Origin of the sequence: Bradyrhizobium sp. 2S1 (assembly GCF_011516625.5) — a bacterium.
GTDB lineage: Bacteria > Pseudomonadota > Alphaproteobacteria > Rhizobiales > Xanthobacteraceae > Bradyrhizobium > Bradyrhizobium septentrionale.
The window spans coordinates 4218079-4240249 of record NZ_CP147717.1; the positions used below are offsets into that span (position 1 = coordinate 4218079).

Genomic DNA, 22171 nt, shown 5'->3' on the forward strand with positions numbered 1-22171 from the left:
CCACCAATTGTGTGGAAATGGCTGACTACTACCCGCTGATCGCCCGTGCCATCGCCGGACTGGACCCCAACGCTCCCGGCGAAGCCCGCCGCGCGCTGTACGCGCGGGCGCGGACGGCGTTGATCCAGCAACTCCGTGGCGTGCAGCCGCCGCTCTCGGAGTCCGAGATCACCCGCGAACGGCTGTCGCTGGAAGAGGCGGTTCGCAAGGTCGAGTCCGAGGCCGCGCAGCGCGCCCGCGAGGCCTCCCGCCCCGGTGGCGGCGCCTCCGCCCGCAGCAGCGATACGCTGCGCCGCGCCAATCCCAGGCCGCCCGAGGCCAATTCCGCCGACGCTGCCGCGCGCCCGCGGCCCCCGGCCGACCCCCGTCCGCCGCGCAATTTGCGCCCCGATGCGCCGCCGGCCTCGCCGCGGCCGCAGAACCCGCAGATTCCTCCTAACGTCCCGCCCGGCCTCGATACCCAGCCGCCACAGGCCCGGCCGGGTCCGCCGCGCCGCGGTCCGGAAGGCGCGCAGCCGCCGGTGCCGCCGGCCGCCCCGGGCGTGCGCGGTTTCCGCGACATCACCGCCGACGCCGACGATCTCGGCCGCGCCGCGGCGCAGGCCAGCCGCAACGCGCGCAAGACCTACGCCAACGTGCCGTCGCCCTCGCCGGAATTCGACCGGCTCGAGCCGAGCCTGGAGAACCGCGGCGCCGATCCCGACGCGCCGTATTCCTATGAGGAGTCGGTCGAGGAGCCGGAGCGTTACACCCCGCAGCCGCCGCAGGCGCCGCCGCCGCAACGGTCGCGCATTGGCATTGGCAATGGCGAGCGCGAGCCGAGCAAGCCGCCGCGCGTCCGGTCGATGTTCCCGTTCAAGACCGCGATCGCGATCGGCATTCTGTTGATCCTGGTCGGCACCGGCATCCTGTTGCGGCAGCAGGTCACCACCTTCGTCAGCAGCCTGTTCAAGTCGTCCGCGCCCGTCGAGGCGCCGAAGGATGCCGCCGCGACGCCTGCGAGCAAGAAGATCATCGACCGCGTCGGCCAGCCCTCGTCGTCGGGCGAGCCGGTCGCTCCGGTGGCGCAGCGCGTGGTGCTCTATGACGAGGACCCGTCGGATCCGAAGGGCAAGCAATATGTCGGCTCGGTGGTCTGGCGCACCGAGCAGATCAAGGGCTCCGGCAACCAGAAGCCCGACATCGCCGTGCGCGCCGACATCGACATCCCCGACCGCAAGTTCAAGATGACGATGTCGTTCCGCCGCAACACCGATTCATCGCTGCCGGCGAGCCATACCGCGGAATTGACCTTCATTCTGCCGCAGGACTTCGCCAATGGCGGCGTCGGCAACGTGCCGGGCATCCTGATGAAGTCCAACGAGCAGGCGCGCGGCACGCCGCTGGCCGGGCTCGCGGTCAAGGTCACCGACGGCTTCTTCCTGGTCGGCCTCTCCAACGTCGACGCCGACCGCTCGCGCAATCTGCAGCTGCTCAAGGAGCGCTCCTGGTTCGACGTGCCGCTGGTCTACACCAACCAGCGCCGCGCCATCATCGCGATCGAAAAGGGCGCCCCCGGCGAACGGGCCTTCAACGACGCCTTCGCTGCGTGGGGTGAGTAGCGGCCTTCGCGCTCACCTCGGTGCTCACGATGTCATCGCCCGGCTCCGTCCGGGCGATTCCATATCGCAGCGACATCGCGGCGGCCGTCTGTTGCAGCGCATTCGACGCGCAGAGCGCCGGAACATTGCCGGGCGTTTTCGATTTTCTCTAGCACCGTCGCGCGACTGCGTTACACTCGTCTGACGTCGGGCAAGGGCACGCCATGAAACGCTATCTGATCTTCGCAGCCATCGGGCCGTTCATCGGCGGCTTCCTGCTGCTGCTCATGACCACCTATCAGTCCGGCTACTGGACCGAGACCAATGGCGGCGAGGTGGCGAAGCTGCTCGTCGTGTTCGTGAAGTCGCTGCAATATAATTATCTGTTCGGCATCGTGCCATCGCTGATGTTCGGAGCGATCGACGACATCCTGATGCATGTCAGGCGGATCGCGCCAACGGTGCGGATGCTGATTGTAGGCGCGGTGGCGTTCGTCGGCGCGGCGCTGATGTACGCCTCGCACGGCTCCGAAAGCGGTGCGGTGCAGTTCATCCTCTACGGGCTGGTCGGCTTCATCCCGGGCGTGATCACGTCCTGGCTGGCGCACAAATATGCCGAAGAGCTCTACCAGCCGGCTACGACGGCAGCCCAGCACTAGGCACGCACTCACAAGCGACAGTGTGCAACGGGAAGGCGGAAGTCGCCGGCTTCGGCGTGATCGACGGCTCGGGACCGAGCGGCGAAATGAGCGCGCCGCAATCGGACAAGGCAGCCGGGTTGAGCGCGCGGCGAGCAACAGATCGCACCACTACGGTAATCTTATCGGTGCACCAGGCGCCGGTCGCGAGCCGGGCGCGTTGCCCTTCACATAACTGTCATACCGACGTCATCCAAGTGTAGTCCCAATGTCACACGCCCGCGTCGTCTTCATGAGCCGCGGCTGTGAGGGGCGATCGATGAGCGCGTCCATGGCCTCGGTCCTGACCTTGCCGATGGCGATGCTGATCTCGGGCCTGCTGTACTTTGTTTTTATCGCATTTGTTTTAGCCGGAGCGGCAGACGACCGGGACGTATGAGACCTGCGTCCAGCTTCGGGGAAAGGGTTCATAGTGGTAGATGCAAGCTTTAGCCTTCTGACGGGCAACAGTATCGAAACGCGCCTGGTCCGAGCCGGAGGCATCATTTTTCGCGAGGCGAGCAAGCCAACGAGCTCTTCGTGATCAAGAGCGGCTACGTGCGCATTCAGGTCGGCAACAAGACCGTGGCAGACCTGGCGGCTGATACGATCTTTGGCGAAATGGCATTGATCGACAACGAGCCAAGGAGCGCGACCGCCACAGCTCTCACCGATGTCGAGCTCGTCCCGGTCTCGGAAAAGCAGTTTCTCTTCCTCGTCAGCCAGACGCCGCATTTTGCCCTGAAGGTGATGAGGACGCTGGCCCACCGGCTCAGAACCATGAACAAGGTCGTCGACTAAGCAAGGCGATCGAAAACCGCTGCTTCCGCCGCCGCTTCGGTGCGCGGTGCTTGATGCGGCCGTGGACGTGACGGAGCCTCAAACGTGACACAGTGGTAATGTGACGCAACTTGAACCGCTTGCCTGCGTTACCATGTGATGGCCATGCCCGAGGACGACATTTTCATGCCCCACGCTGCGCGATCGCGGCCGCCTTTCGGCGGGGCGCAGGCGCGCGGCAAGGTCATCGACCAGGACGGGCGCGAATTCTCCGACGCCACGCTGCATCCGCAGTTCGAGGGTTTCCAGTTCGACTTCCGCAACGCCAGCGCCAATCCGTTCGGCAATCTGACGCGCGAAGAGCGGCTGGCGCGGCTCGAGATGATCGCAAAGCTGCTCGACGTCGCCTTCATCGTGCCGGGCACCAATGTCCGTTACGGCATCGACGGGCTGATCGGCCTGATCCCCGTGGTCGGCGACATCATCACCACCGCGATCTCGCTGTGGCTGGTGCGCGAGGCCCGCTTGCTGGGCGCGCCCTGGGACATCACGGCGCGGATGCTCGCCAATGTCGCGGTCGACGGCGTGATCGGCATGGTGCCGGTGGCGGGCGATGCGTTCGACGTCATGTTCCGCGCCAATATCCGCAATGTGCGGATGCTGCGGCGCTGGCTGGACAAGCAGCCGCGGATCTAACGAACTCCCCAAAACAAAAGCCCCCGGATCGGTCCGAGGGCTTTTCGTTTTAGGAGGAGCGGAAAGGTTACGCGGCGTCGGCGTCGGTCTGGCTGGCGGCGGGGCGCGGACGACGCGGCAGCGGGAAGCCTTCGCTCTCATACAGCGAGCGGATGCCGTTCTGGTCGAAACGGGCTTCCTCGACCTGCAGATAGGCGCCGTTCAGCGAATCCGCCGGCAGCTCTTCCATCGCAAAGCGCACGGCTTCGGCGGCAGTGCCGAAACGGCGATAGGCGAAACCAGCCCGCTTCTTCTTGCGGATGGCGGCAGGAAACAGCTCGGCAGACGTGTTGTAGTTGAACGGACGCAGGGGACGCATGGTCGACGACCTCTTGTGTTCTTGGCGCGATGCGGCGAAAGGGATTTTGGGGACGGCGGCCTACCATCGGCGGCGCGCCGTACGTGTCATTTCGACCCCTAATATAGGCCTCTTTGACAAAAATGCGACCCCAGAAGCGGCCCCGGCAAGGCACATGCTGAATCCGCGCATAGCACGCGATCGATCCGAATAATCCATTTTATTTCAAAGCCTTAAGGCTCTCATATCTTGTCGAGCCAGGCCAGGATCGCGACCACGATCAAAATCACCCCGAAAAGGCCCATTCCGGAGTGGCCGAGGCCATAGCCATAGCCGCGGATCCGGCCGCTATAGCCGCCTAGGAGGATAATCAGCAGGAGGATGATGAGGATCAGTCCGAGCGACATGGCGCCCTCCTCAGAATAGGCGGCAGCCGCACGGCGAGACGCCGATGGCCCCGCGAATTCGGAGCAAAGCACATTCCGGCCCGCGAGTCGTTAACTTCAGTCCTCATTCCGGGGCGATGCGCAGCATCGAACCTCAGGTGCGCAATTGCGCACCGGGGAATCTCGATATCCCCCGATGCGCGATTGCGCATCTGAGGTTCAGTCCTGCGGACTGCCCCGGGATGACGGCTTCGCCGTCACTTCTTGCTTTCGTCGATCGGCAGCACCTTCAGCGGGGTCGGATAGGGCTCGACCCGCAGAGAGTCGCTGGCGATCAGGCCGATCTTGTGCAGCGGCGCCTGTTCGAGATCGCCGGAGGCCGACTTGTGCACGGCGTATTGCCAGACGCTCATCGAGCCCTTGGCGACCAGCATCTTGGCGATGCCGCCGGCATTCTGGCCCTCGACCTGCGCGAGATCGGCATCGGTAAGGCCGATGACGATTTCGTCCTTCGAGGTGATGACCTTGAACAGCGAGATCTTGTCGGCGGCGAACGCTGGCATGCTCAAAGTGCTCCCCATGATCAGGCCGGCAAGACCGCAAAAGCTTTCCTGGAATCCGTGACATCAAAATTTCCTCATGTTCAGGCGCGCGAGGGCCGCCGCGGCCAAAACAAACCCCGCGCGACCGGTTCTTGGTCGCGCGGGGCGGAGAAATTGTTCGACGTGAGGGCGGGATATTTGCCGAACCCGCTATCGTCATTGCCGGGCTTGACCCGGCAATCCATCGTGATGAAAGACTCATTCCTTGATGGATGCGCGGGTCGAGCCCGCGCATGACGAGTTGTTACTTCTTCTCGTCGAGCTTCAGCGCCGCCGAGTTGATGCAGTAGCGCAGGCCGGTCGGGCCGGGGCCATCGTTGAAGACATGGCCGAGATGGCCGTCGCATTTCGAGCACAGCACCTCGGTGCGGATCATGCCGTGGCTGACGTCGCGCTCCTCGTCGACATGGCTCTCGATCGCGGGCTTGGAGAAGCTCGGCCAGCCGCAGCCGGAGTCGAACTTCTGGTCGGATTCGAACAGCGTCTGCCCGCAGCCGGCGCAGACATAGGTGCCCTTGCGGGGATCATGCTCGTATTCGCCGGTGAAGGGGCGCTCGGTCGCCTTTTCCCGCAGCACCGCATACTGCATCGGCGTCAATTCCTTGCGCCACTCGGCCTCGCTCTTGTGAACCTTGCCGTCGGTTTTGGTGTCGGACATTCAACCTCCTTTGCGAGATGTCTAGGAGCCCGTCCAGATATGTTTTCGTGACGGGCATTTGTTGTAGAGTAGCAGGCTCAGGCTGCGTTTGCGAGGTTGAACAGCTTGAGGAGGTTATGGACGGTGCAGATCATTGTCCACTCGGCGCGCACTTTCTCGATGCCCCGCAACAGGAACTGGCGGAAGCCTCTTGCCTGTTTGATCTGCCCGAACACCGGCTCCACCACTTGCTTTCGCAATCGGTAGGGTGTTTCGAAGCCGCCATCGTCGATCTTCTTTCGCATGGCCTGTGTCAGCGGGCCGCCGACTTTTCCGTTCGCTACTGTCGGGTGCTTGGCGCGACCGGGCGCGACATAGCCATCGATGCTGCGTGTGTCGAGCGCTTCGAGATTGGCTTCGCTGCAGTAGCCGGAATCCGCTGAGGCCTGCCGCGGCTTGCGGCCAAGATTGCTCTCGATGGCCTCGATCAGGGGCACCAACTGGCCCTGATCGCTGCCGTGCTGGGTCAGTTCTTGCGCGACAATGATCTGGGCATGTGCATCGACGGCCGCCTGGGCATTATAGGCCTGAACGAAGCCATCCTTCGACTTCATGATGCGGCTTTCCGGATCGGTGAAGTTGCGTTGCGCCTTGGGATTGGGTTCCTCCGATGGCAGCGCCGCCGGTTTGCCCGGCTTCTTGCGGCCTTCGGCCTGGCGCTGCTGTTCCTTTTCGGCCTCGATGCGGCGCTCTTCCTCCGCCGCCAGTTTGGCGTCCGCTTCCAGCGCCGCCATCGCTTGCTGGATCTTCGCCAGCCGTTTCTGCTTGTCGACGGTCCAGTCCGGCAGTTCGTCGCTGTTGCCGAAAGTCTCATCCTCCGAGGCATCCGCCGCCTCGGCGGCCGCCAGCATGCGAGCGACCTCGGCCTTCAATTCCGCCTCGCGCTTCTTCATGCGCTCATAACTCATCGCCTTGTGTTTCGACGCGTTCGCCTTGATCTTCGTACCATCCAGCGCGACATGACCGAGCTTGACCAGCCCGGCCGTCTCGCACAACTTCAGAACCTGCACGAATAGCGCGCCGAGCGCCTTCAAATGTCGCTTGCGAAAGTCGCTGATCGTCCGAAAATCCGGCGCATCCAGCGCCACGATCATCACAAAATCGTTCCGCTCCCGGCAGGCCTTGGCAATCCGACGCGACGAATACAGCCCACTCGCATAGCTATGCAGCAGCAGCGCCACCATCATCCGCGGATCAAACGGCGGCTGCCCAAGCCCGCTCACATAGCTGCCCATGATCTCCCTGAGATCGAGGCTCTCCCGCACCAGATCAACCATAAACCGCGAGACATGGCCTTTCGGCACGAAGTCCTGCACATTCGGCGGCAGAAGCAGCGTCTGATCGATGTTCCAAGGCCGAAAATACTTGCTCATCGCCCAATGTTGAATCAGACCCGACCAGATTTGAACAGCGACTATCCAGACAAGCTCCTAGTTGGTGGCCTTGGTGCTGCTCACCAGCGTCGGCTTCTCGATGTAGTTCTCCGCGAAGATCTTCTTCAGGTTCTCGACCTTCGGGATGTCGTTATAGGCAATATAGGGTTGGGTCGGGTGCAGCGTCAGATAGTCCTGGTGGTAGCCCTCCGCCGGATAGAACGCCTCGAGCGCGCCGACCTTGGTGACGATCGGCTTCTTGTAGACCTTGGCCGCGTTGAGCTGGGCGATATAGGCGTCCGCGACCTGCTTCTGCTCGTCGCTGGTGGTGAAGATCGCCGAGCGATACTGGGTGCCGGAGTCGGGGCCCTGGCGGTTCAGCTGGGTCGGGTCGTGCACGACCGAGAAGAAGATCTGCAGGATCTTGCCGTAGGAGATCTTCTGCGGGTCGTATTTGATCTCGACCGATTCCGCGTGGCCGGTGGTGCCGGTCGACACCTTCTCGTAGTCGGCATTCGACTTGCTGCCGCCGGAGTAGCCGGACACCGCACTGACGATTCCGGCGGTGTGCTGGAACACGCCCTGCACGCCCCAGAAGCAGCCGCCGGCGAGCACCGCGGTCTTGATGCCGGCCTCCGGCGCGCTTGCCGCGGGCGGCGGGATGATCACGGCGTCCTCGGCGGCAAGCGAGGGCGCAACGGCAAAAGCGGCGACGGCCAGCGCGCCGATCGCGGCGGCGCACAGCGAGAGGCGGCTGAGGGAGCTTTTGGGCATGGGTTCCTCGTGGGATCGCAATTGGGGGCCAGTCTAGAGCGGCAGCCGGCATTCGCAAATCGGGCCGGGCTGCTCCGACGCTTCAAAATACGGGTCAGCGCGCGTTTTGTTACGCCGCCGGCCACACGGTTTCGTGAGGGAAAGCTGGTCGAAGAGTGTCATTCCGGGGCGGTCCGCAGGGCCGAACCTCAGATGCGCAATTGCGCACCGCAATTCGATGCTCCGCATCGCCCCGGAATGACTCCGTCACACCACGATACTCAGCCGCTTCGCCGCCCGCGTGATGCCCGTATACAGCCACCGCGCGCGCGAATCCTGGAACGCAAAGCTCTCGTCGAACAGCACGACGTCGTCCCATTGCGAGCCCTGCGACTTGTGCACGGTCAGCACATAGCCATAGTCGAACTCGTCATAAGGCTTGCGTTGCTCCCACGGCACGCCCTCGACGCCGCCGTCGAAGCATTCGCCGCGCACCGAGACTTTGGTGACCTTGTAGCCGAAATCCTCATCCGGCATCACGCGCATGGTGATGATCTTCGATTTCGACTGCGCGCGTGCCTTGACCCGCCACAGCCCGCCGTTGAACAGGCCCTTCTTGCGGTTGTTGCGCAGGCAGACCAGCTTGTCGCCGGCGACGGGGAGCGGGTCCTCGATGTTCTGCCGCTGCCGCACCCGCATGTTGTAGGCGCGGCGGGTGTTGTTGCGGCCGACCAGCACCTGGTCGGCGCGCATCACGCGGTCTGGATCGAGCTCCTTGCGCGACACCACCTCGCTCTCGCCGTGGCGGCCGATCTCGAGCTCGCGGCCCTCGCGGATATCCATCGACATCCGCACGATCGGATCGTCCTGGGCCTGGCGGTGCACCTCGGTCAGCATCGCGTCCGGCTCGGCATCGGTGAAGAAGCCGCCGCCCTGGATCGGCGGCAATTGCGCGGGATCGCCGAGCACCAGCAGTGGGCAGTCGAACGACATCAGATCGCGGCCGAGCTCGGCATCGACCATCGAGCATTCGTCGATCACGATCAGCTTCGCTTTTGACGCGGGAGCGTCGTCCCAGAGCTCAAAACTCGGCTGCTCGACGCCGGATTCACGGGCGCGATAGATCAGCGAATGGATCGTGGAGGCGCTGTCGCAGCCCTTGTTGCGCATCACCAGCGCCGCCTTGCCGGTGAAAGCCGCGAACTTCACCTCGCCGTCGACGCCTTCGGCGATGTGGCGGGCAAGCGTGGTCTTGCCGGTTCCGGCATAGCCGAACAGCCGGAACACCGGCGGCGTGGCGCCCTTGCCGGGCTTGGCTTTGAGCCAGTCGGCAACTGCTTTCAGCGCGGAGTCCTGATGCGGCGTGAAGGTCGTCATGTGGCTTTCGGAGGAATGAGCGCGCGACCGATAGCGCCGCGACTCGTGCCAGCACAAGCTAAACATTCATGCGGTCCGATCAAGCTATCTCCCGCTGCACGGAATTGGAGTTTCGCCCCCGAGGCTGGACTTGGGTCGCGCCGCCACTAGACTGACCGAAAACAACAAGCGGTCGGGACCACAACAAGTGGTCGGGAGCGCGACCTTGGGAGTGACGCCATGAAATTCGGCATCTTTTACGAGCTGCAACTGCCGCGCCCGTGGAACGACGGCGACGAACTCCGCCTCTACCAGAACGCGCTGACGCAGCTCGAGACCGCCGACCGGCTCGGCTACGACTATGCCTGGGTCGTGGAGCATCATTTCCTCGAGGAATATTCGCATTCGCCGGCGCCGGAATCCTTCCTCGCCGCCGCGAGCCAGCGCACCAAAAACATCCGGCTCGGCCACGGCATCTTCCAGCTCACCACCAATCATCCCGCCCGCGTCGCCGAACGGGTCGCGGTGCTCGATCTGCTCTCTAACGGCCGCTGCGAGTTCGGCATGGGCGAGAGCGCCTCGATCACCGAGCTGACGCCGTTCGGCCGCGACATGGAGACCAAGCGCGAGGTGTTCGAGGAAGCCGTGCAGGCGATCTTCCCGATGTTCACCAAGATCGGCACCGAGCATCACGGCAAGTATTTCGACATCCCCTTGCGCAACGTCGTGCCGAAGCCGGTGCAGAAGCCGCATCCGCCGCTCTGGATGGCCTGCTCGCAATTGCCGACCATCGAGCGCGCCGGGCAGAACGGATTTGGCGCGCTCGGCTTCCAGTTCGTCAGCGCCGAGGCGGCGCATGCCTGGGTGCATGCCTATTACAACGCGATCACCAAGCGGCTGAAGAAGCTCGCCGACTACGAGATCAATCCGAACATGGCGCTGGTCTCGTTCTTCATGTGCGCCGAGACCGACGAGGAGGCGCGCAAGCGTGCCGATGGCGCGACCTTCTTCCAGTTCGCGCTGCGCTATTACGGCCAGGCGCAGAACCGGCAGCGGCCGGCGCCGGGCACCGTCAACATGTGGGACGAGTACAACAAGTGGAAGCGCGAGAATCCGGAGGCGCAGGAGGCGGCACTGCGCGGCGGCCTGATCGGCTCGCCGGAGACGATCGCGAAGAAGCTGCGGCGCTTCCGCGCGTCGCATATCGACCAGGTGATCCTGCTCAACCAGGCCGGCAAGAACACCCATGAGCACATTTGCGAGTCGCTCGAGCTGTTCGGCAAGGAAGTGATGCCGGAGTTCCAGCACGATCTGGAGCACGATGCCTGGAAGAAGGGCGTGTTGAGTGGTGCGATCCAGCTCGAGGAGATCGACACCCAGGCGTTCTCGGATCGCTACGGTAAACTCGCGGTCAATGTCGCGCCGAAAACCGCCGCCGCGGGCTGATCGATTGTTGTGCAGCGACCTCGCGATCTCGTGAGGAAAATAATTCGCTACGCGCGATCCGCGCCTTAAAAGAAACGACCCGCGCGATGCCTGCACCGAAGTGCTGGCATCGCTATTTTTGTGCGGTGCTCGACAGCTCCATTCGCGCGCCCCATCATCCTGACAACGCATGATCGCGTGTTGAGAAACGCGCTTGATCGTCAGGAGAGTTTTGGAATGAAGCGTCGTGAGTTCCTCCAGCTGTCGCTCGTCACAGCCGCCGCTGCCGCGCTGTCACGGGGTGCGCAGGCCCAGGCGAACGCGAAGGAAATTCGTATCGGCTACCAGAAGAACGGCGTGCTGGTTATCACGCGCCAGCATGAAGCCCTGGAAAATCATTTCAAGCCGCAGGGCATCAGCGTGAAATGGGTCGAGTCTCCTCGGGCCCGCCGATGATGGAAGCGATGAATGTCGGCAGCGTCGATTACGGCGCCGTCGGCGATTCCCCGCCGATCTTCGCCCAGGCCGCGGGCGCGGCCATCGTTTATGCCGCGGCCCAGCCGATCATCAATGGTTCGGGCATCCTGGTGCCGCAGAATTCGGCAATCACCGGCATCGCCGATCTCAAGGGCAAGCGCGTCGGCTTCACCAAGGGATCCAGCGCGCATAACGTCGTGATTCAGACGCTGGAGAAAGCCGGGCTGACCTATGGCGATATCACGCCGGTCTATCTGACGCCCCCCGACGCCGGCCCGGCTTTTGCCAATGGCGGCATCGATGCCTGGGCGATCTGGGATCCGTATTTCGCGATCGCCGAGACCAAGCAGAACGGTCGCATTCTGGTCAAGACTCGCGACATCACCAAGACCAACTCGTTCTACATCGCCAACCGCGACTTCGCCCGAAATCACGGCGCCGTCCTGCAGCAGATCGTCGATGTCACGACGTCGTCGGCGGCGTGGGCGCAGGCGCATCCCGATGAGGTCGCGAAATCCCTGGCCGCCGTCACCGGCGTGCCGCTCGATATCCAGACCATCGCGGCGCGGCGAGCCGGCTTCTCGGTCGGGCCTGTGACTGACGACATCATCGTGACCCAGCAGGGCGTCGCCGACCGCTTCTTCAAGCTCGGCCTGATCCCGAAGCAGATCGCGATCCGCGACATCGTCTGGCGCAATCCCCAGACCTGATCGCTCCTTGGTCAATTCCTTGGTCAATTCAATGCAGAGGACATTCCCATGACGCGTTTATTTCGACGCTGGATTGCTCGCGCAGTGCTGTCGGTCGGCATCGTCGCAGCCAGCGTCGGCGTTTCCTACGGCCAGGACAAGGTCGTTCGCATCGGCTTCCAGAAATACGGCAAGCTGGTGCTGTTGAAGAGCAAGGGCTCGCTCGAGGAGAAGCTGAAATCGGTCGGCTACAAGGTCGTCTGGACCGAGTTTCCGTCGGGTCCGCCGCTGCTGGAAGCGCTCAATGTCGGTGCGATCGATTTCGGCAACACCGGCGAGGCGCCGCCGATCTTCGCGCAGGCCGCAGGCGCACCGATCCAGTATGTCGCCTATGAGCCACCGGCGCCGAAGGGCGAGGCGATTCTGGTGCCGAAGGACAGCCCGATCAAATCGGTCGCGGAGCTGAAGGGCAAGAAGGTCGCGCTGAACAAGGGCTCCAACGTCCACTATCTGCTGGTGAAGGCGCTGGAGAAAGCCGGCGTAAAATATTCCGACGTCGAGGTCGCCTATCTCGCGCCCGCCGATGCGCGCGCGGCGTTCGAGCGCGGCGCGGTCGATGCCTGGGTGATCTGGGATCCGTTCCAGGCTGCGGCAGAGGCTGCGACCGGCGCCCGCACGTTGGCCGACGGCACCGGCGTCGTCGCGAACTATCAGTTCTACTTTGCCTCGAAGCAGTTCCTGCACAGCGACCCGAAGATCGTCGAGCTGGTGCTGGCGCAGCTCAGCGAGGTCGATGACTGGGCTAAGGGCGATATCCACGCCGTTGCCGAACAGCTGGCGCCGAGCATCGGCCTCTCGGTGCCGGTGGTGGAGGTCGCGCTGAAGCGCCAGTCCTACGGCATCAAGCCGGTCACCGACAGCGTGATCGCGGATCAGCAACAGGTCGCCGACGCGTTCTTCGCGCTCGGCCTGATCCCGAAGCAAATCAAGATTTCCGACGTCGCATGGAGACCGGGCACGTGAGCACCGCAACCAACGCCAATATCCTCTGGTTCCTGCCGACCCACGGCGACAGCCGCTACCTCGGCACGGCGATCGGCGGGCGCGAGGTGAACTTCAACTATCTGCGCCAGATCGCGCAGGCTGCGGACCAGCTCGGCTATTACGGCGTGCTGCTGCCGACGGGGCGGAGCTGCGAAGACTCCTGGGTGGTGGCGTCAGCCGTCGCGCCCTGGACCGAGCGGTTGCGTTATCTGGTGGCGGTCCGGCCTGGCCTGCAATCGCCGAGCGTCGCCGCCCGCATGACCGCGACGCTGGACCGGCTGTCGAACGGCCGTCTCCTGATCAATGTCGTCACCGGCGGCGATCCGATCGAGAACAAGGGCGACGGCATCTTCCTCGACCACGACGAACGCTACGCGGTGACGCGCGAGTTCCTCAACGTCTACAGCGATCTCTTGGGGGGCAAGACGGTCAATGTCGAGGGCAAGCACATCCGGATCGAGGACGGCCGCCTGCTGTTCAATCCGGTGCAATCGCCGCGGCCGCCGCTCTATTTCGGCGGCTCGTCGGACGCCGGCATCGACGTCGCGGTCGACACCGTCGACAAATATCTGACCTGGGGCGAGCCGCCGGCGCAGGTCGCCGAGAAGATCGCCAAGGTGAAGGCGGTGGCCGCGCAGCGCGGCCGCAAGCTTTCGTTCGGTATCCGCCTGCATGTGATCGTGCGCGAGACCAATGCGGAGGCGTGGCGCGCCGCCGACGAGCTGATCCAGTACGTCACCGACGACACGGTGGCGGCCGCCCAGAAGATCTTTGCCCGGATGGACTCGGTCGGCCAGCAGCGCATGGCGCAGCTGCATGGCGGCCGCCGCGACCAGCTCGAGATCAGCCCCAACCTCTGGGCCGGCGTCGGCCTGGTGCGCGGCGGGGCCGGCACCGCGCTGGTCGGCGATCCCCAGACGGTCGCCGCGCGCATCAAGGAGTATCAGGACATCGGCGTCGATACCTTCATCATGTCGGGTTACCCGCATCTCGAGGAAGCCTATCGCTTCGCCGAGCTGGTGTTCCCGCTGCTGTCGCTGGCGCAACCCGGCAATGTGACGCCGATCCGCGTCAATACCGGGCCGTTCGGCGAGACCATCGGCAATGACTACCGTCCGCAGAAGCAGGCATCGCAATCATGAGTCTCATCGATAGTCTCCCGCGCGTCGGCGCACCCAAACTCCCCAAGGTCGACGGCCTGATCCCCTGGATCGTGCCGCTCGCCATCATCCTGATCTGGCAGCTGGCCTGCGTCACCGGTTTTGTTCCCTCGCGCGTGCTGCCGGCGCCGTCCGACGTCGCACTGGCGGGATGGAAGCTGCTGCTGTCAGGTGAGCTGATCCGCAACATCTGGGTCAGCTTCTGGCGCGCCTCGATCGGATTTGTGATCGGCGGCAGCATCGGCTTCGCCTTCGGGCTCGCCAATGGGCTGTCGCAGCTGTCGGCGAAGCTCACCGACACCACGCTGCAGATGGTGCGCAACATTCCGCATCTGGCGTTGATCCCGCTGGTCATCCTGTGGTTCGGCATCGACGAGTCGGCAAAGCTGTTCCTGGTCGCGCTCGGCGTGTTCTTCCCGATCTATCTCAACACGCTGCACGGCATCCGCACCGTCGACCCGCAGCTGATTGAGATGGGCCGCATCTACGGCATGAGCGACGGCGAGCTGTTCCGCCGGGTGATCTTCCCCGGCGCGCTGCCCTCGATCTTCGTCGGCCTGCGCTTCGCGCTCGGCATCATGTGGCTGACCCTGATCGTCGCCGAGACCATCGCGGCTTCGTCGGGCCTCGGCTACATGGCGATGCAGGCGCGCGAGTTCATGCTGATCGACGTCGTCGTGCTCTCGATCCTGATCTACGCCTTGCTCGGCAAGCTCGCCGACAGTGCCTCGCGGGCGCTGGAGCGGCTGACGCTGTCGTGGCACCCCGCCTTCCAGAAGAAGTGAGAATGAGAATGCAAGAAGCGCTTCGTTTCCAGCCCGTCGACGCCGAGCCGGTCGACCGCGCCGATATTGTCGTGCAGGCACGGCAGCTGCGGCGCGGATCGGAAAGTGCGACCCGTGGCCTGTCGCTGACCATTCGCGGCCTGCGCAAGGCGTTCGGCGACAATGAGGTGTTGCGCGGCATCGACCTGCATATCCCGACGGGCCAGTCCGTCGCGATCGTCGGCCGCAGCGGCTGCGGCAAGAGTACGCTGCTGCGCCTGATCGCCGGCCTCGAGGCGCCGACCGCGGGCAGCATCGCCTTCGGCGAGGAGCCGCGGGCGCAGGACGTCCGCGTCATGTTCCAGGAGCCGCGTCTGCTGCCCTGGGCGCGGGTGCTCTCCAATGTCGAGGTGGGTTTGGGGCGCGAGCGCTCCTCTGCGGACGCGCAGGTGCGCGCCGAGCAGGCGCTGGTCGAGGTCGGCCTCGGCGAGAAGCGCGGGCAGTGGCCGTCGGTGCTTTCGGGCGGCCAGAAGCAGCGCGTAGCGCTGGCTCGGGCGCTGGTCAGCCAGCCGCGCGTGCTGGCGTTCGACGAGCCGCTCGGCGCGCTCGACGCGCTGACCCGGATCTCGATGCAGCAATTGCTGGAGCGCGTCTGGCGCGACCAGGGCTTTACCGCGATCCTGGTGACGCATGACGTCGCCGAGGCGGTCGCGCTCGCCGACCGCGTGCTGGTGATCGAGGACGGCCGGATAGCGCAGGACGTCACGATCGACCTGCCGCGGCCGCGCCGGCGCGGCTCGGCCGAACTCGCCGCGCTGGAGGGCGAGATCCTGAAGCATCTGCTCGAAGGCAGCGAAGACATCCTGTGAGGTCGCCATGAATTCCGTCGTCCGCAATGTTTCGATCGAGCCCGCGGTGGCGGCCGCTGAATTCCGCGGCGCGATGCGCCATCTCACCGTCGGCATCAGCGTCATCACGGCCGGTCGCGGCAAAGAAATCTCGGGGATGACGGTGACCTCGGTGTCGTCGCTGTCGGTCGAGCCGCCGTCGCTGATCGTCAGCATCAACCGCGCTGCCTCGTCGTGGCCGCTGATCGCGCGCCATGGCGTGTTTGGCGTCAACATCCTCACCGCCGATCAGCTCGAGATCGCCGAGCGCTTCACCGGCAAGGGCGGCCTGAAGGGCGCGGACCGCTTCACTGGCGCCGAATGGACGACGCGCGCCTCCGGCGTTCCGCTGCTGGTCGGCGCGCTTGCCGCTGTTGATTGCGAGGTCGAGGAGATCATCGAACGGCATTCGCACGCGATCGTCATCGGTCGCGTGCTCGACGTGATTGCCTCTGAGCGCACCGCCGCGCTGGCGTACTGGCACGGCGAGTATGTCGCGATCGACAAGGAAGAAGACGCCGCCAGGCTGGCCGAAGTCAGCCTGCCGTCACGTCACGTCCATGCGAGGGGCGTGCGCTAGGGCCCCCAGATCAGGCTTTAGAGGATTGCGGTCAGCGTCGCCGGGCTGTCGATGATCACGGTGCTGCCGCGGACGCCGTACCAGACCGCCTGGACGGTCTGAGCCGCATTGCCGAGCGGGATGCCGACGACCAGCGTGGTCGGAATGCGGCCAAAGCTCGACGGAGTCCCTTCGTTATAGGTAAAGCTCGCGGTAACCGTGGAGACCGCGCCATTGAGGGCGATGCCGAACGTGCCGCCGGGAATATCAGTGCCGGTCGCGTAGGGCATCGGAACATTCAGGATGATGATGGCGGTGGTGCCGACGCCCTCGGGAATCGTCAGGGTGAGGCCTTGGATCGGCGTGAAGGTCGAGGAATTGGTGGACAGGGTGCCGGCGGTCTGCGCGTAAAGGGCCATATCTCTCTCTCCAGTTGTCAAAGTACGCTAAAACAATAGGAGATTGAGTAAGGCAAATGGCTGCTAGATACAAGAGATGACAGGCGGCGGGGCCGGCGCGGCATGTTGGCCGTGGCGCTTTCTTGATCAGCGCATTAAATGCCGGTCGGATTTCAGAGACGTGACGGTTCGATGAAGCGCGCAGGAACCTGGCTGTTCTATCTCGTCGGTGCAATAGCCGTCGGCTATCTTGCGCTATATGCGTATGCGACCTTTACCGGCCGCGACATCACGCCCGGCGATCCGATCCGAATCTTCCGTAAGCCCGACGCTCCAAGCTACTCGTGACGTGAGGCAATCGCGGCAGGAGGGCCCTGCCGCGTGCGGTCCTCAACCAGCGCTGGCCATCCGCTGATAGTCGGGAGCGCCATTGCCGGCCGGGGTGATCGGGATGCCGCCGTCGGCATATTCGTTGAGCTTGTTGCGCAGCGTGCGGATCGAGATGCCGAGGATGTTGGCGGCATGGGTGCGGTTGCCGAGGCAGTGCTTCAGCGTTTCCAGGATCAAATCGCGCTCGACGTCCGCGACGGTGCGGCCGACTAGCGCGCGGGTGACCTGCTCGGCGGCAAGCGTGGCGTGCGCGACCGCGGGCGCGGTCTTGGCGAGGTCGAGCCGGTCGCCGTCGGGGGTGAGGATCGCCTCAGCACCGATCTCGTCGCCCTGCGCCATCAGGACGGAGCGATGGATGGTGTTCTCGAGCTCGCGGACGTTGCCCTGCCAGCGGTTCGCGGTCAGGACGCGGCGGGCCTCGGTCGAGACCGGGCGGACCGGCAGGCCGTTGGCCTCGGCATATTTCTTGGCGAAGTGCTGCGCCAGTTCGAGGATGTCGGCCGGGCGGTCGCGCAGCGGCGGGATCTTCAAATTGACGACGTTGAGGCGGAACAGCAGGTCCTCGCGGAAAGAGCCTTCGCGCACCGCCTCCGACAGATTGCGGTTCGAGGTTGCGATGATGCGGATGTCGACCGGGACCGGCTTGGTGCCGCCGACGCGGTCGATCACGCGCTCCTGGATCGCGCGCAGCAGCTTCGACTGCAGGCGGACGTCCATCTCGGAGATTTCGTCGAGCAGCAGGGTGCCGCCGGTCGCTTCCTCGAACTTGCCGATGCGGCGCGCCACCGCGCCGGTGAAGGCGCCCTTCTCATGGCCGAACAGCTCGGATTCCAGGAGGTGCTCCGGGATCGCCGCGCAGTTGATCGAGATGAACGGCCGCTTGGCGCGGGCCGAGCGGGAGTGGACATAGCGCGCCAGCACCTCCTTGCCGGTACCGGATTCGCCGGTGATCATGACCGAAGCGTCCGAGCCCGCGATCTGCTGCGCGAGCTTGATCACCCGGCCCATCGCCTCGTCGCGCCAGATCAGGTCGCGGGCGTCGTTGGCGACCGCGGCGAGCACCGCTGCGAGGCGCCGGCATGGATCGCGGCGACCGCGGCGCGGGCGTCGTTGGAGATGCCGCAGGCGACGATCGGCACGTGGATGTGCTCGGCCTCGAGCCGCATCACGAGGTCGCGGATGTCGAGGCCGACGTCGACCAGCAGGAGGTCGGCACCCTTGCCGCCGCGCAGCACGTTCATCGCCTGTTCGATGGTTTCGGCGTGGGTCACGGAGGCGCCGTTGTCCATCGCGATCTTGGTCGCGGTCGTGAGCTGGCCCTTCAGGGTGCCAACGATGAGAAGCCGCATGATGATCTCCTGTTCGTCTGGTCGCGCAGGTTCCGCGCGCTACCGTTGGGTCCGTTTAAGAACGTTCAGTCTTGATGATTTCGGTCATGGTCACGCCGAGCTTGTCTTCCACCAGCACCACTTCGCCACGCGCCACCAAGCGGTTGTTGACGTAGATGTCGATCGCCTCGCCGACGCGGCGGTCGAGTTCGAGCACGGTGCCCGGTCCGAGCTTCAGGAGGTCGCCGACGTCCATCTTGGAGCGGCCGAGCACCGCCGAGACCTGCACCGGCACGTCGAACACGGCCTCGAGATCGGCCGCGATGCGCGCGGCATTTTCGTCCTCGTTGTAGCCGATGTCGTCGATCCCGGGCGCGTCGGCGGAATTGAGATCGGGAAGCGGGACGTGGGTGTCGGTGTCGCTCATGGTTCAGCCCTCAATCGCCGTCAGCCGGCCTGGCCGCGGGACGCCAGATAGCGCCCGACGAGTTCGTTGATCTTGCCTTCGATCGCGGCGCGTTCCAGCACCACGCCGCCGTCAGCCCATTCGATCCGGCAGTCGCCGGTCGCAATCGTCGGCTCGGCCAGGATCACCAGCCGTCCCTGGAAGCCGCTCTGCGCCGCCATCCGCTCGATATTGTCGTGCGCCGCCTCGTAGAGCGCGTCATTGATGCGGACCACGAGATGCGGCGTCGCCACCAGATGCGAGAAGCAGTCAGAGACCAGCGCGGTGATCTCGCCGAGCGGCTCGCGCGCAACCAGTTCGGTGCAGAGCTTGCGGGCGACTGCGACCGCGACGTCCACGGCCTCGGTCTCCATCCGCGTCTCGATGCCGGCAAAGCGCGCCGCGATGCCCTTGATCGCGGTGCCGATCTCTTCCAGCGCCTGCGCCGCGCGGCGGTCGCTCTCGACCTTGGCCTCGCGTAGCGCAGCTTCATAGCCGGCACGATAGGCCCGCGCCTCGGCGTCGGCGACCTTCTGCGCGACCTCGGCCGGGGTCGGCGCGCGCTCGCGGGCGCGGTCCGGCGCCGAGAAATCCGTGTCGAACAGGAATTTTGCGGGCGCGGCCATCAGTACACCAGTTCGTCGTCGGCGCGGTTCTTGGTCAGCGTGATCTCGCCGCGGGCGGCGAGATCCTTGGCGAGGTTGACCAAGAGCGCCTGCGCCTCGTCGACGTCGCGCAGGCGCACCGGACCCATCGCGGCCATGTCGTCCATCAGCATCTTGCCGGCGCGGGAGGACATGTTGCCGAGGAAGAAGCTGCGCACCTCCTCGTTGGCGCTCTTCAGCGCGACGCCGAGCTTGTCCTTGCCGATGTTGCGCATCAGCGTCTGCGCCGAGGCGGCATCGAGCTTGATCAGGTCGTCGAAGGTGAACATCAGCGCCTTGATGCGCTCGGCGGATTCGCGGTTTTCCTCTTCCAGCGAGGTGATGAAGCGGGTCTCGGTCTGGCGGTCGAAATTGTTGAAGATTTCGGCCATCACCTCATGGGCGTCGCGGCGGCGGGTCTGCGACAGGTTCGACATGAACTCGGTGCGCAGCGTCTGCTCGACGCGCTCGATGACTTCCTTCTGCACCGCCTCCATCCGCAGCATGCGGCCGACCACGTCGAGCGCGATGTCCTCGGGCAGGATCGCCAGCACGCGGGCGGCGTGCTCCGGCTTCAGCTTCGATAGCACCACGGCGATGGTCTGCGGGTATTCGTTCTTGAGGTAGTTGGCGAGCACCTCTTCCTGCACGTTGGAGAGCTTCTCCCACATGTTGCGGCCGGCGGGGCCGCGGATCTCGTCCATGATGCCGGTGACGCGCTCGGCCGGCAGGTACTGCTGCAGCAGCCGTTCGGTGGCGTCGAAATTGCCCATCAGCGCGCCGGAGGCCGACATCCGCGAGACGAACTCCAGCATCAAATCCTCGACCACGTCGGCCTCGACGGTGCCGAGCGTCGACATGTGGACCGACAGCTCGCGGACCTCCTCGTCGTCGAGCATCGACCAGATCTTGCCGCCATACTGCTCGCCGAGCGCCAGCATCAGGATCGCCGCGCGCTTCGGGCCGGGCAGCGGCTTGCCCTTGGGCCGGGCACTCTGCCGGTTCGCCAGCGTCGACAGGACGGTGGCGATGTCGTTGGCGTTGATGGTCTGGGGTACTGCGGCCATCTCAGCTCTCTACCGGCTCGCTCAGCCATTGACGGACAATGGAGACGGTTTCGTTCGGATTACGTTCGGCGAGCTCGCCGACCCGGTGCACGGCCTGGGCGTGGACCTGGCCCTGGATCTGGGCGACGTCGATCAGTTGCGCTGCGCCGCTGCCGCTCGGGATCAGCGCCTGGCCGGTCGTACCGGCGCTCTCGGCATGGGCTTCGGCCATCGCCGGCACACCCGCGCCGATCAGCGCCGGAATGGCGTCGGCGGCGACGATGCGCTTGACCAGGGGGCGGACCACCATGAACAGCACGACGAGGCCCAGCATCATCATCACGCCGAGCTCGATGACGTACATCACGTCATCCTTGGTGAATTGCAACATGCCGAGCAGGCCGGTCGGCTCGGCGATCGGCTGTGTGGCGGGCGGTTCGGCGAAGCGCAGGTTGACGACCTCGACCTGGTCGCCGCGCTTCTGGTCGAAGCCGATCGCGGAGCGGACCAGGGTGGCGATGCGGTCGAGCTGCTCCTTGGTGCGGTCCTGATAGACCATCTCGCCTTTTTCGTTCTTGGAATAGGCGCCGTCGACCAGCACCGCGACCGAGATGCGGTTGACGCGTCCGGCCTCGGTCACCTCGGTCTTGGTGGTGCGGGAAATCTCGTAATTGTTGGTTTCCTCGCTCTTCTTGCTCTGGTCGCGGGCGCGGACGGCGTTGTCCTGGTTCTGGTTGCCCGGCAGCTCGTTGTTGACGGTGACCTGGCCGGAATTGTCGGCGGTGGCGCTGCTTTCCTCGCGGGTCTGGGTCGAGCGCAGCACGCGCCCCTCGGGTTCGAACTTGTCCGAGGTCTGGGTGATCTTGTTGTAGTCGAAGTCGGCGGAGAGCTGGACGCGGGCGCGGCCCGAGCCGACCACCGAGGAGACGATGTCCTCGACCTGCTTGCGCATCCGCTTCTCGAACGCGGCGCGGCGCTCGTCGCCGACCGTGGCGTCGGCATCGGATTGGGCGCCATCGGCCAGCAGCGAGCCGGCCTCGTCGACGATCGAGACCCGCTGCGGCTTCAACCCGTTGACCGCGGAGGCGACGACGTGGCGGATCGCCCGGATCTGCTGCGGCTCCAGCGCGCCGCGCACCCTGAGCACGATCGAGGCCGAGGGTTCCGGCGTTTCGCGCGAGAACAGCGGCTTTTCCGGCAGCACCAGGTGGACGCGCGCGGCCTGGACACGATCGATGGCGCGGATGGTGCGGGCGAGCTCGCCCTCCAGCGCGCGCAGATGATTGATGGTCTGCACGAAGCTCGTGGTGCCCAGGGCGTCCGACTTGTCGAAGATCTCGTAGCCGACGCCGCCGCCCTTGGGCATGCCGCCCTCGGCAAGCTTCATCCGGAGCCGCGTCACCTTGTCCTTCGGCACCATGATCGCGGCGCCGTCATTGCGCAGCTCGAACGGGATCGCCTGGCGCTCCAGCTCCTTGATGATTCCGGAGGAATCCTCGGTCGACAGGTCGGTGAACAGGGTGGTCATCTGCGGCGTGGTGACACGCATGATGACGAAAGCGAAGAAACCGATCAGGGCTGCGGTGACCGCAACCATGGCCCCGAGACGGGCCGCACCAAGACCTCTCAGGAAAGCAACCAGACTTTGCACCAACGGCCCCCAGGGATTCGGCCCAAG

23 protein-coding genes and 2 pseudogenes are annotated in these 22171 nt (G+C 65.0%); 12 read left to right on the forward strand and 13 right to left on the reverse strand.

The features are described 5' to 3' along the window. Nucleotides 1–17: 17 nt before the first annotated feature. From HAP54_RS19910 to HAP54_RS19925, 4 genes are all read left to right on the forward strand, one after another. Nucleotides 18–1601, forward strand: a complete 1584-nt coding sequence (locus HAP54_RS19910) for a hypothetical protein (RefSeq protein ID WP_166303018.1) — start codon at nt 18–20, stop codon at nt 1599–1601. Nucleotides 1602–1804: 203 nt separating this feature from the next. Continuing rightward, nucleotides 1805–2239 carry a DUF5413 family protein gene (locus tag HAP54_RS19915; RefSeq protein ID WP_166303019.1) on the forward strand — a complete coding sequence of 145 codons (435 nt, stop codon included), beginning with the start codon at nt 1805–1807 and terminating at the stop codon, nt 2237–2239. 558 nt (nt 2240–2797) lie between these two features. Further along, entirely contained in the window at nt 2798–3058 is a 261-nt protein-coding gene (locus HAP54_RS19920; protein WP_224741859.1) for a Crp/Fnr family transcriptional regulator, read from the forward strand. Nucleotides 3059–3196: 138 nt separating this feature from the next. Continuing rightward, a complete protein-coding gene (locus tag HAP54_RS19925; RefSeq protein WP_166303022.1) occupies nt 3197–3733 on the forward strand; it encodes a DUF4112 domain-containing protein in 537 nt (178 codons plus the stop codon). Nucleotides 3734–3800: 67 nt separating this feature from the next. Here the strand turns inward: HAP54_RS19925 and HAP54_RS19930 are convergent, their stop codons facing one another. The 7 genes from HAP54_RS19930 to HAP54_RS19960 all read right to left on the reverse strand — a co-directional run bounded on the left by HAP54_RS19930 (nt 3801) and on the right by HAP54_RS19960 (nt 9258). Next, entirely contained in the window at nt 3801–4091 is a 291-nt protein-coding gene (locus HAP54_RS19930; protein ID WP_029079152.1) for a hypothetical protein, read from the reverse strand. A 221-nt stretch (nt 4092–4312) separates the two neighbouring features. Further along, nucleotides 4313–4477 carry a DUF3309 family protein gene (locus HAP54_RS19935; RefSeq protein WP_016844323.1) on the reverse strand — a complete coding sequence of 55 codons (165 nt, stop codon included), beginning with the start codon at nt 4475–4477 and terminating at the stop codon, nt 4313–4315. Between the two features lie 236 nt (nt 4478–4713). Beyond that, nucleotides 4714–5019, reverse strand: a complete 306-nt coding sequence (locus HAP54_RS19940) for a hypothetical protein (protein ID WP_166303025.1) — start codon at nt 5017–5019, stop codon at nt 4714–4716. A gap of 283 nt (nt 5020–5302) precedes the next feature. Next, a complete protein-coding gene (gene msrB, locus HAP54_RS19945; RefSeq protein WP_166214137.1) occupies nt 5303–5716 on the reverse strand; it encodes a peptide-methionine (R)-S-oxide reductase MsrB in 414 nt (137 codons plus the stop codon). Nucleotides 5717–5793: 77 nt separating this feature from the next. Continuing rightward, nucleotides 5794–7128: an IS1182 family transposase gene (locus tag HAP54_RS19950; RefSeq protein WP_166202952.1), complete on the reverse strand. Its 1335-nt coding sequence runs from the start codon at nt 7126–7128 to the stop codon at nt 5794–5796. Between the two features lie 57 nt (nt 7129–7185). Further along, the gene (gene msrA, locus HAP54_RS19955; RefSeq protein ID WP_166303028.1) at nt 7186–7902 is read right to left on the reverse strand and encodes a peptide-methionine (S)-S-oxide reductase MsrA; all 717 of its coding nucleotides are present in this window, start codon (nt 7900–7902) and stop codon (nt 7186–7188) included. Between the two features lie 246 nt (nt 7903–8148). Next, complete coding sequence (locus HAP54_RS19960) at nt 8149–9258, reverse strand: ATP-dependent DNA helicase (protein ID WP_166303031.1); 1110 nt, start codon at nt 9256–9258, stop codon at nt 8149–8151. A gap of 219 nt (nt 9259–9477) precedes the next feature. On the opposite strand from HAP54_RS19960, the gene HAP54_RS19965 reads away from it, so the two are divergent. From HAP54_RS19965 to HAP54_RS19995, 7 genes and pseudogenes are all read left to right on the forward strand, one after another. Then, nucleotides 9478–10683 (forward strand): LLM class flavin-dependent oxidoreductase, encoded by a 1206-nt coding sequence (locus HAP54_RS19965; protein ID WP_166303034.1) that lies wholly within the window; start codon nt 9478–9480, stop codon nt 10681–10683. Nucleotides 10684–10899: 216 nt separating this feature from the next. Continuing rightward, nucleotides 10900–11849, forward strand: a pseudogene (locus tag HAP54_RS19970) (sulfonate ABC transporter substrate-binding protein). A 48-nt stretch (nt 11850–11897) separates the two neighbouring features. Further along, nucleotides 11898–12851, forward strand: coding sequence for a sulfonate ABC transporter substrate-binding protein (locus HAP54_RS19975; protein ID WP_166303037.1), 954 nt, complete (start codon nt 11898–11900; stop codon nt 12849–12851). After that, nucleotides 12833–14014, forward strand: coding sequence for an FMNH2-dependent alkanesulfonate monooxygenase (gene ssuD, locus HAP54_RS19980; RefSeq protein ID WP_166303040.1), 1182 nt, complete (start codon nt 12833–12835; stop codon nt 14012–14014). Before HAP54_RS19975 ends, ssuD begins: the two co-directional genes overlap by 19 nt. Continuing rightward, nucleotides 14011–14817: an aliphatic sulfonate ABC transporter permease SsuC gene (ssuC, locus tag HAP54_RS19985; RefSeq protein ID WP_166303043.1), complete on the forward strand. Its 807-nt coding sequence runs from the start codon at nt 14011–14013 to the stop codon at nt 14815–14817. The genes ssuD and ssuC overlap by 4 nt, the downstream gene beginning before the upstream one ends. Nucleotides 14818–14825: 8 nt before the next feature. Then, on the forward strand, nt 14826–15665 hold the full coding sequence (locus HAP54_RS19990) for an ATP-binding cassette domain-containing protein (protein ID WP_166308091.1): 840 nt from the start codon (nt 14826–14828) through the stop codon (nt 15663–15665). 7 nt (nt 15666–15672) lie between these two features. After that, complete coding sequence (locus tag HAP54_RS19995) at nt 15673–16263, forward strand: flavin reductase family protein (RefSeq protein WP_166303046.1); 591 nt, start codon at nt 15673–15675, stop codon at nt 16261–16263. Between the two features lie 17 nt (nt 16264–16280). Here the strand turns inward: HAP54_RS19995 and HAP54_RS20000 are convergent, their stop codons facing one another. Further along, entirely contained in the window at nt 16281–16661 is a 381-nt protein-coding gene (locus tag HAP54_RS20000) for a hypothetical protein (RefSeq protein ID WP_166303049.1), read from the reverse strand. Between the two features lie 171 nt (nt 16662–16832). On the opposite strand from HAP54_RS20000, the gene HAP54_RS20005 reads away from it, so the two are divergent. Further along, nucleotides 16833–16988 (forward strand): hypothetical protein, encoded by a 156-nt coding sequence (locus tag HAP54_RS20005; RefSeq protein WP_029079140.1) that lies wholly within the window; start codon nt 16833–16835, stop codon nt 16986–16988. Between the two features lie 42 nt (nt 16989–17030). On the opposite strand, the pseudogene HAP54_RS20010 reads toward HAP54_RS20005, so the two are convergent. The 5 genes and pseudogenes from HAP54_RS20010 to fliF form a co-directional block, all read right to left on the reverse strand. Next, nucleotides 17031–18379 (reverse strand): annotated as a pseudogene (locus tag HAP54_RS20010) (sigma-54 interaction domain-containing protein). A gap of 55 nt (nt 18380–18434) precedes the next feature. Then, nucleotides 18435–18785 (reverse strand): flagellar motor switch protein FliN, encoded by a 351-nt coding sequence (fliN, locus tag HAP54_RS20015; protein WP_166303052.1) that lies wholly within the window; start codon nt 18783–18785, stop codon nt 18435–18437. Nucleotides 18786–18805: 20 nt separating this feature from the next. Then, complete coding sequence (locus HAP54_RS20020) at nt 18806–19429, reverse strand: FliH/SctL family protein (RefSeq protein ID WP_166303055.1); 624 nt, start codon at nt 19427–19429, stop codon at nt 18806–18808. Next, entirely contained in the window at nt 19429–20514 is a 1086-nt protein-coding gene (gene fliG, locus HAP54_RS20025) for a flagellar motor switch protein FliG (RefSeq protein ID WP_166303058.1), read from the reverse strand. The genes HAP54_RS20020 and fliG overlap by 1 nt, the downstream gene beginning before the upstream one ends. A 1-nt stretch (nt 20515) precedes the next feature. Continuing rightward, entirely contained in the window at nt 20516–22144 is a 1629-nt protein-coding gene (gene fliF / locus HAP54_RS20030; RefSeq protein ID WP_166303061.1) for a flagellar basal-body MS-ring/collar protein FliF, read from the reverse strand. Nucleotides 22145–22171: the final 27 nt, after the last annotated feature.

Coding starts and splice junctions, on each gene's coding strand:
- HAP54_RS19960 (WP_166303031.1), bottom strand. CDS start 9,258: ATGACGACCTTCACGCCGCATCAGGACTCCGCGCTGAAAGCAGTTGCC.
- HAP54_RS20020 (WP_166303055.1), bottom strand. CDS start 19,429: ATGGCCGCGCCCGCAAAATTCCTGTTCGACACGGATTTCTCGGCGCCG.
- HAP54_RS19950 (WP_166202952.1), bottom strand. CDS start 7,128: ATGAGCAAGTATTTTCGGCCTTGGAACATCGATCAGACGCTGCTTCTG.
- fliN (WP_166303052.1), bottom strand. CDS start 18,785: ATGAGCGACACCGACACCCACGTCCCGCTTCCCGATCTCAATTCCGCC.
- HAP54_RS19915 (WP_166303019.1), top strand. CDS start 1,805: ATGAAACGCTATCTGATCTTCGCAGCCATCGGGCCGTTCATCGGCGGC.
- HAP54_RS20005 (WP_029079140.1), top strand. CDS start 16,833: ATGAAGCGCGCAGGAACCTGGCTGTTCTATCTCGTCGGTGCAATAGCC.
- HAP54_RS20000 (WP_166303049.1), bottom strand. CDS start 16,661: ATGGCCCTTTACGCGCAGACCGCCGGCACCCTGTCCACCAATTCCTCG.
- HAP54_RS19975 (WP_166303037.1), top strand. CDS start 11,898: ATGACGCGTTTATTTCGACGCTGGATTGCTCGCGCAGTGCTGTCGGTC.
- HAP54_RS19925 (WP_166303022.1), top strand. CDS start 3,197: ATGGCCATGCCCGAGGACGACATTTTCATGCCCCACGCTGCGCGATCG.
- HAP54_RS19940 (WP_166303025.1), bottom strand. CDS start 5,019: ATGCCAGCGTTCGCCGCCGACAAGATCTCGCTGTTCAAGGTCATCACC.
- ssuD (WP_166303040.1), top strand. CDS start 12,833: ATGGAGACCGGGCACGTGAGCACCGCAACCAACGCCAATATCCTCTGG.
- HAP54_RS19965 (WP_166303034.1), top strand. CDS start 9,478: ATGAAATTCGGCATCTTTTACGAGCTGCAACTGCCGCGCCCGTGGAAC.
- msrB (WP_166214137.1), bottom strand. CDS start 5,716: ATGTCCGACACCAAAACCGACGGCAAGGTTCACAAGAGCGAGGCCGAG.
- HAP54_RS19910 (WP_166303018.1), top strand. CDS start 18: ATGGCTGACTACTACCCGCTGATCGCCCGTGCCATCGCCGGACTGGAC.
- ssuC (WP_166303043.1), top strand. CDS start 14,011: ATGAGTCTCATCGATAGTCTCCCGCGCGTCGGCGCACCCAAACTCCCC.
- HAP54_RS19930 (WP_029079152.1), bottom strand. CDS start 4,091: ATGCGTCCCCTGCGTCCGTTCAACTACAACACGTCTGCCGAGCTGTTT.
- HAP54_RS19935 (WP_016844323.1), bottom strand. CDS start 4,477: ATGTCGCTCGGACTGATCCTCATCATCCTCCTGCTGATTATCCTCCTA.
- HAP54_RS19990 (WP_166308091.1), top strand. CDS start 14,826: ATGCAAGAAGCGCTTCGTTTCCAGCCCGTCGACGCCGAGCCGGTCGAC.
- fliG (WP_166303058.1), bottom strand. CDS start 20,514: ATGGCCGCAGTACCCCAGACCATCAACGCCAACGACATCGCCACCGTC.
- HAP54_RS19995 (WP_166303046.1), top strand. CDS start 15,673: ATGAATTCCGTCGTCCGCAATGTTTCGATCGAGCCCGCGGTGGCGGCC.
- msrA (WP_166303028.1), bottom strand. CDS start 7,902: ATGCCCAAAAGCTCCCTCAGCCGCCTCTCGCTGTGCGCCGCCGCGATC.